Source organism: Actinomadura sp. NPDC049382 (genome assembly GCF_040677125.1).
In the GTDB taxonomy this organism is placed as follows: domain Bacteria; phylum Actinomycetota; class Actinomycetes; order Streptosporangiales; family Streptosporangiaceae; genus Spirillospora; species Spirillospora geliboluensis.
On the sequence record NZ_JBFARO010000168.1, the window covers coordinates 1 to 15,477 of the forward strand.

Genomic DNA, 15,477 nt, shown 5'->3' on the forward strand with positions numbered 1-15,477 from the left:
CTGCTTTCTATCCGGCGACCCGGCCGACCCATCTCGATCTGCCCACCTACCCCTTCCAGCACCAGAACTACTGGCTGGAGAGGCGCGAAAGCGCGGGGGACGCGGCTGCGGCTGGGCAGGCGGCGGTCGGGCATCCGTTGCTCGGTGCGGCGGTGGAGTTGGCGGGGACGGGTGGCACGGTTCTGACCGGTCGGCTGTCGTTGGGGTCGCATGGGTGGCTGGTCGATCATGCGGTTTCGGGGACCGTCCTGCTGCCGGGTACGGCGTTCGTGGAAATGGTGCTGCGCGCGGGCGACGAGGTCGGCTGTGACCATCTCGAAGAGCTGACGCTGCAGGCGCCGCTCGTGCTGCCCGCGACAGGCGGTGTTCAACTGCGGGTCGAGATAGAGGAGCCGGACGACACCGGACGGCGTTCGGTGACCGTCCACTCTCGGCCTGATGACGTGGGGACGGGTACGTCCTGGACCTGCCATGCCACGGGTGTGCTGGCTTCCGGTGATCTGGTGCCGTCGACGTGGGATGCGCGGGTGTGGCCGCCGGCCGGAGCGGCACCGGTGGAGACCGGTGAGTTGTACGCGTCGCTGGCCGATCTCGGTTATCAGTACGGCCCGACCTTCCAAGGGGTGCGAGCTGTATGGCGGCGGGGCGACGAGGTGTACGCCGAGGTGGCTCTGGCGGAGGAGCAGCACGGGGACGCGACCGCCTTCGGTATTCACCCTGCCCTGCTGGACGCGGCGCTGCATGCCGGGCTTGTTTCGGACGAGCAGGACGACGGGCCTCCGAGGTTGCCGTTCGTGTGGTCTGACGTCCGTCTGCACGCGACCGGCGCGACGAACGTGCGGGTGCGACTCATCCCTTCTGGGCGCGACGCTCTCGTGGTGGACGTCGCCGACGCCGAAGGCGCGCCGGTGGCGTCGATCGGTTCGCTGGCGTTGCGCCCTGTCGATCCGGAGAAGCTGGGTGGGGCGCGGGACGTCCTCCACGATGCGCTCTTCCGGATGGATTGGGTGAGCCGTGCCGTACCGGAGCCCGAACGCAGGTCGCTGGCGCTGGTCGGTGACGACGGACTCGGCCTGAGCACCGTTCTGGACAGCGGGCGCTACGCGGATCTGTCCGTGCTGGGTGACGAACTCGCCGTCTCCCGGCCCGATTCTGTCGTGGCCTGTTGCCCGCCCGGTGATGCTGCTGATCCTGTCGCCGGGCGCGGTGTGCTGCTCGGGGCGTTGTCTGTGGTGCAGGCGTGGTTGGCCGATGAGCGTTTCGCGGACTTGCGGTTGGCCGTGGTCACTCGCGGCGCGGTTGCGGTCGACGGCGCGGAGAAGCCCGATCTCGCGTCGGCACCGGTGTGGGGTCTGCTGCGGTCTGCGCAGACGGAGAACCCGGACCGGTTCGTCCTTGTCGACGTCGATGAGGACGAGCGTTCGCTGCAGATGTTGCCCGCCGCGCTGGCCTGCGGTGAGCCGCAGCTGGCGGTGCGCGGCGGCGAGGTCCTGGTGCCGAGGCTCGTCCGGGCTCAGACCGACGACACGCTGACGCCCCCGCAGGACGAGACCGCCTGGCGGCTGGAAGCGACCAGCCCCGGAACCCTCGACGCGCTGTCCCTGGTGGCGGCCCCCGACGCGATGGCGCCGCTGCTGCCGCACCAGGTCCGGATCGACATGCGGGCGGCCGGGCTGAACTTCCGGGACGTCTTCGTCGCGCTCGGCCTCCTCCAGGGCGACGCCTCCCTGGGCATCGAGGGCGCCGGGGTGGTGACCGGGGTCGGTTCGGACGTGACCGGGCTGCGGCCGGGCGACCGCGTGATGGGGATGATGCCCGGCGCGTTCGGGCCCGTCGCGGTCACCGATCACCGCCTGGTCGTACCGATGCCCCGGACCTGGTCGTTCGAGGACGCGGCGTCCGTGCCGATCGTCTTCGCGACCGCGTACCACGGCCTCGTGAACCTGGCCGGGCTCCAAGCGGGCGAGAAGGTCCTCGTGCACGGCGCCGCCGGTGGTGTGGGGATGGCCGCGGTGCAGTTGGCGCGGCATCTGGGTGCTGAGGTGTTCGGCACGGCGAGCACCGGCAAGTGGGCCGTGCTGCGGGAGTCAGGGCTGGACGACGAGCACATCGCGTCGTCGCGCACCGTCGAGTTCGAGGAACAGTTCCTGTCCGCCACGGACGGCCAGGGGATGGACGTCGTCCTGGACAGCCTGGCCGGGGAGTTCGTCGACGCCTCCCTGCGGATGCTGCCGCGCGGGGGCCGGTTCATCGAGATGGGCAAGACCGATGTCCGCGATCCGGAGGAGGTCGCCGAAGCCCATCCCGGCGTCGAGTACCAGGTGTTCGATCTGATCACGATCTCCCTGTCGGAGCCGGAGCTCGTCCAGCGGATGCTGACCGAGCTCGTCGCGCTGTTCGAGCGCGGTGTGCTCACCCATTCGCCGGTCCGGACGTGGGACGTGCGGCGGGCGCCCGAGGCGTTCCGGCTGATGAGCCGGGCCGGGCATGTCGGCAAGATCGTTTTCACCGTGCCGCGGGGTTGGGATCCGGACGGGACGGTTTTGATCACTGGTGGCACGGGTGGGCTTGGTGGGTTGCTTGCCGGTCATCTGGTGCGTGAGTACGGGGTTCGGCGCCTTCTGCTGGTGAGTCGTCGGGGTTCGGAGGCGGTGGGTGCGGGGGAGTTGGTGGAGGGCCTGGCGGGGTTGGGTGCCGAGGTCCGGGTGGCGGCGTGTGATGTCGGTGATCGTGCGGCATTGGCGGGTCTGCTGGCGGAGGTCTCGGCGGAGGCGCCGCTGACTGCGGTGGTGCATGCGGCGGGTGTGCTGGAGGACGGTCTGGTGTCGGCGTTGTCGCCTGACCGGCTTGAGGCGGTGCTGCGGCCGAAAGCCGATGCCGCCTGGCACCTCCACGAGCTCACTCGCGACATGGACCTCGCCGCGTTCGTCATGTTCTCTTCGGTGATGGCCGCGATCGGCGGCGCGGGGCAGGGCAACTATGCGGCGGCGAACGTCTTCCTCGACGCGCTGGCCGAGCACCGCCGGGCCCAAGGGCTGCCGGCGACATCGCTGGCCTGGGGCTTCTGGGATCAGCGCAGCGACATGACAGCGGACATAGGGGAGGCGGACCTGGCCCGCTTCGCCCGCGTCGGCCTGGTGCCGCTTCGAACGGACGAAGGGCTCGCCTTGTTCGACGCGGCCGTGGCTCTCGGTGAGCCGGCGGTCGTTCCTGCGCGGCTGGATGTCGCGCGGTTGGCGCAGGGTGGGGATGTGCCTGCGGTGCTCGGTGCGCTGGTGCGTCCGCGTGCCGTCCGGCGTACTGCTGCCACGGGTGGTCCGGCGGCGGGTGGGGAGCGGTTCGCGGGGATGTCGGCGGCCGATGTCGAGCGTGAACTGCTGGAGTTGGTGCGGGCTCATGCGGCGACGGTGCTGGGGCATGCGACGCCGGAGGCGGTCCGTCCGGACGCCAAGTTCAAGGAGCTGGGTTTCGATTCGCTGTCGGCGGTGGAGCTGCGCAACCGGCTGAGTGCGGCGATCGGCCGGCGCCTGTCCGCTACCGCCGTCTTCGACCATCCCACCCCGGCCGGGCTGGCCCGGCACATGCTCGGTGAGGCGGCGCCCGCCGCCGAGCCCGTGGCCATGGCCGCCGCGCTGGACGAACCCGTGGCCATCGTGGGCATCGGATGCCGGCTTCCGGGAGGCGTCGCTTCTCCGGAGGAGTTGTGGGAGCTGGTCGCGTCTGGCACTGAGGCGATCTCGGGGATGCCTACGGATCGCGGCTGGGACGTCGATGGGCTCTACGACCCGGATCCAGGACGTCCAGGCAAGACCTATGCCCGTGAGGGCGGGTTCCTCTATGACGCGGGCGAGTTCGATGCGGGGTTCTTCGGGATCAGTCCGCGTGAGGCGACGGCGATGGATCCGCAGCAGCGGCTGCTGCTGGAGACCGCGTGGGAGGCGTTCGAACGCGCGGGTATCCGCCTGGAGTCGGTGCGCGGCACCCAGACCGGCGTGTTCGTCGGCGCGCTGTCACAGGAGTACGGCCCTCACCTGCACGAGGCCGTGGAGGGCGCCGAGGGCCTGCTGCTGACGGGCCGGACCACCAGCGTGATCTCCGGTCGGCTGGCCTACTTCCTCGGGCTGGAAGGCCCGGCGATCACCATCGACACGGCGTGCTCGTCGTCGCTGGTCGCGTTGCACCAGGCTGCGCAGGCGCTGCGACAGGGGGAGTGCACCCTCGCAGTGGCCGGTGGTGTGTCGGTGATGGCCACACCGGGCTTCTTCACCGAGTTCAGCCGACAGCGTGGCCTGGCGGCCGATGGCCGGATCAAGGCGTTCGCCGACGCGGCGGACGGCACGGGCTGGGGTGAGGGCGTCGGTGTCCTCATCCTGGAACGACTGTCGGACGCGCAACGCAACGGTCACCAGGTGCTGGCGGTCGTCCGTGGCTCGGCGGTCAACCAGGACGGTGCGTCCAACGGCCTGACCGCTCCTAATGGTCCTTCGCAGGAGCGTGTGATCAGGCAGGCGCTGGCCAACGCGCGCGTCCAGGCCGACGAGGTCGACGCGGTCGAGGCCCACGGCACAGGGACCACGCTCGGCGACCCGATCGAGGCGCAGGCCCTCATCGCGACCTACGGCCAGGGACGCCCGGCAGACCGGCCGTTGTGGCTGGGGTCGTTGAAGTCGAACATCGGTCACACCATGGCCGCCGCCGGTGTGGCCGGTGTGATCAAGACCGTGATGGCTCTGCGGCACGGTCAGATGCCCAAGACACTTCACGTGGACCGGCCGACGTCTCACGTCGACTGGACTTCGGGCGCTGTCGAGCTGCTGACCGAGCAGCAGCCCTGGCCGGACACCGGACGTCCCCGCCGGGCCGGGATCTCCTCCTTCGGCATCAGCGGCACGAACGCGCACCTCATCATCGAGCAGGCTCCAGAGGAGGGTGAGGGCCGGGAGGCCCCGGAGCCTGAGCCGGCGGCGGTGACGGACGGGACGTTGCCGTGGGTGGTGTCGGCGAAGTCCGAGGCCGCACTTCGGGAGCAGGCGCGGCGGTTGCTGGATCATCTTGTTGTCAGTCCGGAGGCGTCGCCTGCACAGGTGGGGCATGCGTTGGTGGCGGGACGTTCGGTGTTCGAGCACCGGGCGGTGGTGATCGGCCGGGAACCCGCCGACTTCCGCAACGGCCTCGCCGCACTCGCCACGGGTGAGCCTTCCGCCGATGTGGTCTCCGGTGAGGCGGCGGCCGAGCCGGGCAGGACCGTCTTCGTCTTCCCAGGGCAGGGTTCGCAGTGGGCCGGCATGGGCGTGGAGCTGATGCGAACCTCGCCGGTGTTCGCCGAGCACCTCACCGCGTGCGCGGAGGCGCTGGAGCCGTTCACCGGCTGGAACCTGATCGACGTCCTCGGCCAGGTGGAAGGGGCCCCGAGCCTGGACCGGGTGGACGTCGTCCAGCCCGCGCTCTGGGCGATGATGATCTCCCTGGCGCGCCTGTGGGAGCACCTGGGCGTCACCCCCGACGCCGTTGTGGGCCACTCGCAAGGCGAGATCGCCGCCGCCCACATCGCCGGAATCCTCACCCTGGAAGACTCCGCCCGCATCGTGGCGCTGCGCTCCCAGACCATCACCCACATCGCGGGCCAAGGCGGCATGGTCTCCCTGCCACTCCCCGCGGCCGATGCCGCAGACCTGATCGAACAGTGGCGGGGACAGCTGGCGGTCGCCACGGTCAACGGGCCGTCGGCCACCGTGGTCGCCGGTGACAGCGATGCCGTGGAGGAGTTGCTGTCGTATTGCGAGCGCCAGGACATTCGGGCTCGGCGAATCCCGGTGGACTACGCCTCCCACACCTCGCACGTGGAGGCACTGCACGGCGAGCTGCTGGAGCTTCTGGCGCCAGTCGAACCTCTACCGGCGACCGTCGGGTTCTACTCCACGGTGGCCGGTCATGCCGATGGCGCGATGCGCGACACGACGGCGATGGGCGCGGCGTACTGGTACGAGAACCTGGCCACCACCGTCGAGTTCCAGGCGGCCACACGTGCCCTGCTGGACGATGGGCACACCCTGTTCATTGAGGTCAGCCCGCACCCCGTCCTCACCCACCCGCTACAGGAGACCGCCGAACAGCACCCAGCGGGCGAACAAACCCTGGTCACCGGCACCCTCCGCCGTGACGAGGACACCTGGCATCGCGTCCTGACCTCCCTGGCCACCGCTCACACGCACGCCACCCCCGACTGGGCGGGCTTCTATCCCAGTGCTCACCCCGCGCAGCTCGACCTGCCCACCTACCCCTTCCAACGCCAGCACTACTGGATCCAGGGCACCAGCGCCGCCACCGACGCCCGAACTCTCGGCCTGCAAGCCGCCGAGCACGGTCTCCTCGGTGCGGCGGTGGAGTTGGCGGAGTCGGGTGGCACGGTTCTGACCGGCCGGTTGTCGCTGGGGGCCCATGGGTGGCTGGCCGACCATGCGGTTTCGGGAACTGTCCTGTTGCCGGGTACGGCGTTCGTGGAGATGGTGCTGCGCGCGGGCGACGAGGTCGGCTGTGACCATCTCGAAGAGCTCACTCTGCAAGCACCGCTCGTCCTGTCCGGGACTGATGGGGCGCATCTCCAGGTGGAGGTAGGGGAGCCGGACGACACAGGACGGCGTTCGGTGACCGTCCACTCCCGGCCTGATGGCGTGGGGACGGGTGCGTCTTGGACCTGCCATGCAACAGGTGTGCTCGCTTCTGGTGATCCAGTGCCGTCTACATGGGACGCGAGGGTGTGGCCGCCCGCCGGAGCGGTGCCGGTGAAGACCGGTGAGGTGTATTCGTCGCTGGCCGATCTCGGCTATCAGTACGGCCCGACCTTCCAGGGGCTGCGGGCGGTATGGAAGCGGGACGAGGAGCTGTTCGCCGAGGTCGTCCTTCCCGAGGAGGGGCATGCGGAGGTAGGGGCTTTCGGGATTCACCCAGCCCTGCTGGACGCGGCCTTGCACGCCGCCGTCCTCCCAGAGACGAAGCAGGAGCTGGAGCCTCCGAAGTTGCCGTTCGTGTGGTCTGACGTCCGTCTGCACGCGACGGGCGCGACGAACGTGAGGGTGCGACTCGCCCCGGCCGGCAGTGACACCCTCGCCGTCGAGGTCGCCGACATCGAGGGCGCGCCGGTCGCGTCGATCGGCTCACTAGCGTTGCGCCCGGTCGACCTGGAGAAGCTGGGCGGGGCACGGGCCATCCTGCACGACGCGCTGTTCCGCATGGATTGGGTGAGCCACGCGCTACCGGATTCCGATGGCGGATCGCTCGCGCTGGTAGGCGAGGACGGCCTTGGCCTCAGCACCCTGCTGGACGGCGTGCGGTACGAAGATCTGTCCACGCTGGGGGACGAACTCGCTCCCGGAATTCGCCCCAGACTCGTCCTGTCCTGCCACCTGCCTGTTCCTGGCGCCGACGCTCGCGGCGAGGTGCTCAGGGCGCTGTCCGTGGTCCAGGCGTGGCTGGCCGATGAGCGTTTCGCGGACATGCGATTGGCCGTGGTCACTCGCGGCGCGGTTGCCGTCAACGGCACGGAGAAGCCCGATCTCGCCTCAGCACCGGTGTGGGGTCTGCTGCGGTCTGCGCAGACGGAGAACCCGGACCGGTTCGTCCTTGCCGACGTCGATGAGGACGAGCGTTCCCTGCAGCTCTTGCCCGCCGCGCTGGCCTGCGGTGAGCCGCAGCTGGCGGTGCGGTGCGGAGAGGTTCTTCTCCCGAGGCTGACCCGGGCGGCGGCGGACGGGGCGCTGGCACCTCCGCACGAGCGGACGGAGTGGCGGCTGGACGTGACCAGCCGCGGGACCTTCGACGCGCTGTCCCTGGTGGCGGCTCCCGAGGCGGCGGAGCCATTGCTGCCGCACCAGGTCCGGATCGCGGTGCGGGCGGCCGGGCTGAACTTCCGGGACGTGCTCATCGCCCTGGACACGTACCCGGGAGAGGCGTCGATGGGCGTCGAGGGCGCCGGGGTGGTGACCGAGGTCGGTTCGGGCGTGACCGGGCTGCGGCCGGGCGACCGGGTGATGGGGATGGTGCCGGGGGCGTTCGGCCCCGTGGCGGTGACCGATCACCGTCTGGTCGTGAGGGTTCCCGACGGTTGGTCGTTCGAGGACGCGGCGGCGGTGCCGATGGTGTTCGCGACGGCCTACCACGCGCTGGTGAACCTGGCCGGGCTGCGGCCGGGCGAGTCGCTGCTGGTGCATGCCGCCGCCGGTGGTGTGGGGATGGCCGCGGTGCAGCTGGCGCGGCATCTGGGCGTCGAGGTGTTCGGCACGGCGAGCACGGGCAAGTGGGTTGCGCTGCGGGAGTCAGGGCTGGACGACGAGCACATCGCCTCGTCCCGGACGCTGGAGTTCGAGGAGCGGTTCCTGTCGGCGACCGGCGGCCGGGGCGTGGACGTGGTCCTGGACTGCCTGGCGGGAGAGTTCGTGGACGCCTCGCTGCGGCTCCTGCCGCGCGGTGGCCGGTTCGTCGAGATGGGCAAGGCCGACGTCCGCGACCCCTCGGAAGTGGCCGAGGCCCATCCCGGCGTGGAGTACCAGGCGTTCGACCTGGCCGAGTTCGCTCTCGCGGAGCCGGAGCGGTTCCAGGCGGTGCTCGCCGAGTTAGCCGGACTGTTCGAGCGCGGTGCGCTCACGCATTCGCCCGTCCGGACGTGGGACGTGCGGCGGGCGCCCGAGGCGTTCCGCGTCCTGAGCCAGGCACGGCACATCGGAAAGATCGTGCTGACCATGCCGCCGGTGTGGAACCCGGACGGGACGGTCCTGATCACGGGCGGTACGGGGACCCTGGGTGCCTTGCTCGCCCGCCATTTCGCGGAGGAGCGGCGGGCCGGGCATCTGCTGCTGACCAGCCGCCGCGGCCTGGACGCTCCGGGCGCCGCCGACCTTGCCGCCGAGCTGACCGGCGTGGGTGTGAAGGTCACCGTCGCCGCGTGCGACACCGCCGATCGCGACGCGCTCGCCGACCTGTTGGCGGGGATCGCCGAGGAGCATCCGCTCACCGCCGTCGTCCACGCCGCAGGTGTGCTCGATGACGGCATCATCTCCTCGTTGACCGCCGAGCGTGTCGAGAGCGTGTTCCGTCCCAAGGTCGACGCGGCCTGGAATCTGCACGAGCTCACCCGTGAGATGGAGCTTGCCGAGTTCGTGCTGTTCTCCTCCGTGGCGGGCGTCCTGGGCAATCCCGGCCAGGGCAACTATGCGGCGGCGAACGTCTTCCTCGACGCGCTGGCCGGGCACCGCCGGACTCAAGGGCTGCCTGGGACGTCGCTGGCGTGGGGCTTCTGGGATCAGCGCAGCGACATGACGGGAGACATGGGAGAGACGGACCTGGCCCGTTTCGCCCGCGTCGGCCTGGTGCCCCTCCGATCGGACGAAGGGGTGGCGCTGTTCGACGCGGCGCTCGCCCTTGGGGAGCCGGCGGTCGTTCCCGCGCGGCTGGATGTCGCGCGGTTGGCGCAGGGTGGGGATGTGCCTGCGGTGCTCGGTGCGCTGGTGCGTCCGCGTGCCGTCCGGCGCACCGCTGCGGCCGGTGGTCCGGTGGCGGGTGGGCATCGGTTCGCCGGGATGCCCGCCGCCGACGCGGAACGCGAACTGGTCGAGACGGTGCGCGCGCACGCCGCGATCGTGCTGGGGCACGCGAATGCGGAGGCGATCCGGCCGGACGCCAAATTCAGGGAGATCGGGTTCGATTCGCTGTCGGCGGTGGAACTGCGCAACCGGCTGGCCGGGGCCATCGGTTTGCGCTTGCCGGCGACGGCGATCTTCGACCATCCGACTCCGGCCGCGTTGGCGCGGTATGTGCGCCGTGAACTGCTGGGTGAGGCGGTGCCTGCCGCCGAGCCCGTGGCCGTGGCGGCGGCGTTGGACGAGCCGATCGCCGTGGTGGGCATCGGATGCCGTCTGCCGGGGGGTGTCCGGTCGCCCGAGGAGCTTTGGGAGTTGGTCGCGTCCGGCAGTGAGGCGATCTCGGGGATGCCGACCGATCGTGGCTGGGACGTCGATGGGCTTTACGACCCGGATCCGGGCCGGGCGGGGAAGACCTATGCCCGTGAGGGCGGGTTCCTGTATGACGCGGGCGAGTTCGATGCGGGGTTCTTTGGGATCAGTCCGCGTGAGGCGACGGCGATGGATCCGCAGCAGCGGCTGCTGTTGGAGACCGCGTGGGAGGCGTTCGAGCGCGCGGGGATCCGCCCGGAGTCGGTACGCGGCACCCAGACCGGCGTGTTCGTCGGCGCGCTGTCACAGGACTACGGATCACTGACCGACACCGCCGGATTCGACGGTTACCTGCTCACCGGCAGGACGACCAGCGTGATCTCCGGTCGGCTGGCGTACTTCCTCGGGCTGGAAGGCCCGGCGGTGACCGTGGACACGGCGTGCTCGTCGTCGTTGGTCGCGCTACATCAGGCGACGCAGGCGCTGCGTCAGGGGGAGTGCACCCTCGCGGTGTCCGCCGGTGTGTCGGTGATGGCGACGCCGGGCCTGTTCACCGAGTTCAGCCGACAGCGTGGCCTGGCGCCCGACGGCCGGATCAAGGCATTCGCTGACGCGGCGGACGGCACCGGCTGGGGTGAGGGCGTTGGTGTCCTCATCCTCGAACGGCTGTCGGACGCGCAACGCAACGGGCATCCCGTGCTAGCGGTCGTCCGTGGCTCAGCGGTCAACCAGGACGGCGCGTCCAACGGCCTGACGGCTCCTAACGGTCCTTCGCAGGAGCGTGTGATCAGGCAGGCGCTGGCCAACTCGGGCCTGTCATCGCAGGAGATCGACCTTGTCGAGGCGCACGGCACCGGAACGACTCTGGGCGATCCGATCGAGGCGCAGGCGCTGATCGCGACCTACGGCCAGGGGCGTCCTGAGGGACGGCCGTTGTGGCTGGGGTCGTTGAAGTCGAACATCGGTCACACGATGGCCGCCGCTGGCGTCGCGGGTGTGATCAAGACGGTGATGGCTCTGCGGCACGGCCAGATGCCCAAGACGCTTCACGTGGACCGGCCGACGTCTCACGTCGACTGGACCTCGGGCGCCGTCGAGCTGCTGACCGAGCAGCAGCCCTGGCCGGAGGCCGACCGTCCGCGTCGGGCCGGGATCTCGTCCTTCGGCATCAGCGGCACCAACGCGCACCTCATCATCGAACAGGCTCCAGAGGAGGGTGAGGGCCGGGAGGCCCCGGAGCCTGAGCCGGCGGTGGTGACGGACGGGACGTTGCCGTGGGTGGTGTCGGCGAAGTCCGAGGCCGCACTGAGAGAGCAGGCGCGGCGGCTGCTGGACCACCTCGATGACCATCCGGAGGCGTCGCCCGCGCAGGTGGGTCATGCGCTGGTGGCGGGCCGTTCGGTGTTCGAGCACCGGGCGGTGGTGATCGGCCGGGAGCCCGCCGAGTTCCGGGGTGCGCTCGCGGCGCTGGCCGACGGTGAACCCTCACCGCATGTGGTCACCGGTGAGGCGGCGGCCGAGCCGGGCAGGACGGTCTTCGTCTTCCCGGGGCAGGGTTCGCAGTGGGCCGGCATGGGCGTGGAGTTGATGCGCACTTCGCCGGTGTTCGCCGAGCACATCACTGCATGTGCCGCAGTTCTGGAGCCGTTCACCGGTTGGAACCTGATCGACGTCCTCACCCAGACCAACGACGCTCCCGACCTGGACCGGGTGGACGTCGTCCAGCCCGCGCTCTGGGCGATGATGATCTCCCTGGCGCGCCTGTGGGAGCACCTGGGCGTCACCCCCGACGCCGTAGTGGGTCACTCGCAAGGCGAGATCGCCGCCGCCCACATCGCCGGAATCCTCACCCTGGAAGACTCCGCCCGCATCGTGGCGCTGCGGTCCCAGACCATCACCCACATCGCGGGCCAAGGCGGGATGGTCTCCCTGTCCCTCCCCGTCGCGGACGCCGAGGATCTCATCGCCCCATGGGCGGGCCGGGTGGCCGTCGCCACCGTCAACGGCCCGTCGGCCACCGTCGTCGCGGGCGACGCCGACGCGCTGGGCGAGATCCTCTCGCTCTGCGAGCGCGACGGTGTTCGCGCGCGGAAGATCCCGGTCGACTACGCCTCCCACTCTCCGCACGTGGAGGCTCTCCACGACCAGCTCCTCGAACTGCTGGAGCCCGTGCGTCCGCGCCAGGCCGAGGTGGCCTTCTACTCGACAGTGGCCGGTCATGCCGACGGCGTGATGAGCGACACGACGACGATGGGCGCGGAGTACTGGTACGAGAACCTGCGGACCACTGTGGCGTTCGAGGCGACCACACGCGCCCTCCTGGACGACGGACACACCGTGTTCATCGAGGTGAGCCCGCACCCCGTCCTCACCCACCCACTCCAGGAAACCGCCGAAGAGCACGGCGGCGCCGACCAGATCGCCGTCACCGGCAGCCTTCGCCGCGACGAGGACACCTGGCACCGCGTCCTGGCCTCCCTGGCGGTTGTTCATGCCCATGCCGCCCTGGATTGGTCCCGTTTCTATCCGGCGACCCAACCGACACATTTCGATCTGCCCACCTACCCCTTCCAGCACCAGGGCTACTGGCTCAAAACAACTGCGAAGGCAGGAGATGCGGCTGCGGCTGGGCAGGCGGCGGTCGGGCATCCGTTGCTCGGTGCGGCGGTGGAGTTGGCAGGGACGGGTGGCACGGTTCTGACCGGCCGGTTGTCGTTGGGAGCGCATGGGTGGCTGGCCGACCATGCGGTTTCGGGAACCGTCCTGCTACCGGGTACGGCGTTCGTGGAGATGGTGCTGCGCGCGGGTGACGAGGTGGGCTGCGACCTTCTTGAAGAGCTCACCCTTCAGGCGCCGCTCGTGCTGCCCGCGACTGGCGGGGTTCAGTTGCGGGTCGAGACAGGAGAGCCGGACGAAACCGGACGACGTTCGGTGGATCTGTACTCCCGCCACGATGCTGACGGGACGAGCGAGCCCTGGACGTGCCATGCCACGGGTGTCTTGGCTTCTGGTGATGCAGTGCCGTCCACCTGGGACGCACGCGTGTGGCCGCCGGCCGGAGCGGCACCGGTGGAGACCGGTGAGGTGTACTCGTCGCTGGCTGCCCTCGGCTATCAGTACGGCCCGACCTTCCAGGGGTTGCGCTCGGTATGGAAGCGGGGCGAGGAGCTGTTCGCCGAGGTCGTCCTGCCCGAGGAAGGGCACGCGGAGGTAGAGGCTTTCGGCATTCACCCGGCCCTGCTGGACGCGGCCCTGCATGCCGAACTGGTTTCGGACGAGCAGGGTGACGGGCCTCCGAGGTTGCCGTTCGTGTGGTCTGACGTCCGTCTGCACGCGACCGGTGCGAAGAACGTGCGGGTGCGACTTGCACCGGCCGGCGCCGACACCCTCGCCGTGGAGGTCTCCGATACCGAGGGCGCGCCGGTCGCGTCTATCGGCTCACTGACATCGCGTCCTGTCGATCCGGAGAAGCTGGACGGGGCGCGGGACATCCGTCACGACGCGATGTTCCGCATGGAATGGGTGAGCCACTCCGTACCGGATTCCGAGGGAGGATCGCTGGCGCTGGTCGGCGAGGACGCACTCGGCCTCAGCGCTGCACAGACGCGGCACTACGCGGATCTGTCCATGCTGGGCGACGAACCCGCCGATTCCAGGCCCGATCTTGTCCTGACCTGCAGTGCACCCGGTGATGCTGCCGATCCCGTCGCCGCTCGCGGCGTGCTGGTCAAGGCGTTGTCCGTGGTGCAGGCGTGGCTGGCGGATGAGCGATTCGCGGACATGCGGCTGGCCGTGGTCACTCGCGGCGCGGTCGCGGTCGACGGCACGGAGAAGCCCGATCTCGCCTCCGCACCGGTGTGGGGCCTGCTCCGCACCGCCCAGACAGAGAACCCGGATCGCTTCATCCTCGCCGACGTCGATGAGGACGAGCGTTCCTTCCGGATCCTGCCCGCCGCGCTGGCCTGCGGTGAGCCGCAGCTGGCGGTGCGCGACGGAGAGGTCCTGGTACCGAGGCTGACCCGCGCCGCCGGGGGACTGACGCCCCCGCGCGACCAGGCCGCGTGGCGGCTGGACGTGACCAGCCGCGGGACCTTCGACGCGCTGTCCCTGGTGGCGGCCCCCGACGCGATGGCGCCATTGCTACCGCACCAGGTCCGGATCGCGGTGCGGGCTGCCGGGCTGAACTTCCGGGACGTGCTCATCGCCCTGGACATGTACCCGGGCGAAGCCTCGATGGGCAACGAGGCCGCGGGCACCGTCGTCGAGGTCGGATCGGAGGTGGCGGGACTCGCGGTCGGCGACCGGGTGATGGGGATGATCCCCGGCTCGTTCGGTCCGCTGGCGACCGTGGACCGCCGGCTCGTCGCCCCGGTTCCCGACGGCTGGACCTTCGAGCAGGCCGCTTCCGCGACCACGGTGTTCCTGACCGCGATGTACGCCCTGGTGGACTTGGCCGGGCTTCAGGCGGGCGAGAAGATCCTCGTCCATGCCGCCGCCGGTGGTGTGGGGATGGCCGCGGTGCAGCTGGCGCGGCACCTGGGTGCTGAGGTGTTCGGCACGGCGAGCACCGGCAAGTGGGTTGCGCTGCGGGAGTCCGGGCTGGACGACGAGCACATCGCCTCGTCGCGCACCGTCGAGTTCGAGGAACGGTTCGCCGCCGCCACCGGGGGCGCCGGGGTGGACGTCGTTCTCGATTCGCTCAGCGGCGACCTGGTGGACGCGTCGCTGCGGCTGCTGCCGCGCGGCGGGCGCTTCATCGAGATGGGCAAGACGGACGTCCGCGATCCGGAGCGGATCGCGGAGCTGTACGCGGGCGTGCGCTACCGGGCGTTCGACCTGCTGGAGGCAGGTCCGGACCGGCTCGCCGAGATGCTGGCCGAGTTGGTGGAACTGTTCGAGGCGGGGGCGCTCCGGCCGCTGCCCGTCCGCGCGTACGACATCCGGCGGGCGCCCGAGGCGTTCCGGCTGATGAGCCGGGCCGGGCACGTCGGCAAGATCGTTTTCACCGGGCCGCGGGGTTGGGACCCGGACGGGACGGTTTTGATCACTGGCGGCACGGGTGGGCTTGGTGGAGTGCTTGCCGGCCACCTGGTGCGTGAGTACGGAGTCCGGCGTCTCCTGCTGGTGAGTCGTCGGGGTGCCGAGGCGGCGGGCGCGGCGGAGTTGGTCGAGCGCCTGGCGGCGTTGGGAGCAGAAGTCCGGGTGGCGGCCTGTGACGTCGGTGATCGTGCGGCGTTGGCGGATCTGCTGGCGGAGGTCTCGGCGGAGCATCCGCTGACTGCGGTGGTGCATGCGGCGGGTGTGCTGCAGGACGGTCTGGTGTCGGCATTGTCGCCCGACCAGCTTGAGGCGGTGCTGCGGCCGAAGGCCGATGCCGCCTGGCACCTTCACGAACTCACCCGCGACACAGATCTCGCCGCGTTCGTCATGTTCTCCTCCATGGCGGGCGTTCTGGGCAACGCGGCCCAGGGCAACTACGCGGCGGCGAACGTCTTCCTCGACACGCTGGCCCAGCGCCGTCGCGCCGAGGGCT

At 70.4% G+C, this 15,477-nt stretch carries 1 protein-coding gene; it reads left to right on the top strand.

What is annotated here, in order from left to right; all coding sequences use genetic code 11:
• A partial coding sequence (locus AB0K34_RS42695) for an SDR family NAD(P)-dependent oxidoreductase (RefSeq protein WP_364554347.1) occupies positions 1–15,477 on the top strand: 15,477 nt, incomplete at both ends.